1 rRNA gene is annotated in these 416 nt (G+C 40.9%); it reads right to left on the reverse strand.

Features of this window, described 5'->3' with window-relative positions:
• Nucleotides 1-336: 336 nt before the first annotated feature.
• Nucleotides 337-416, reverse strand: a 16S ribosomal RNA gene (locus tag OA91_RS23875); the annotation flags it as partial.

Raw genomic sequence — 416 nt, forward strand, 5'->3', positions numbered from 1 at the left:
TTGACCATATAACCCAAAAGGGTCTATATACCAACGAGCTTTTGTGTCTCGCTGGATTTACGATTTGAAACCACACTAGGTTAAAGTGTGTTTCCACCGGTTTGACGCTTGATTATCGTCTTTGAAACAGTAACGACTAGGTTACTGTTTCGATCTATTCAAAAAGTTAAATTGTTAAAGAGCATTTAGCGCAAAGCGCTAAGTCAGGCACTGTTATTTTAATCTTTCGATTAAACAGCAACTTGCTTAGCGTTTTCTGCTTCGACTTAAAAAAGCCTGTCTTAAAAAGAGTTACCAGATAATTTGTGTGAACACTCACCAGAGCTTCATATCGTTTAAGGAGGTGATCCAGCCCCAGGTTCCCCTAGGGCTACCTTGTTACGACTTCACCCCAGTCATTGACCACTCCGTGGTAA

This window comes from Marinomonas sp. SBI8L, from assembly GCF_001624705.1.
GTDB lineage: Bacteria > Pseudomonadota > Gammaproteobacteria > Pseudomonadales > Marinomonadaceae > Marinomonas.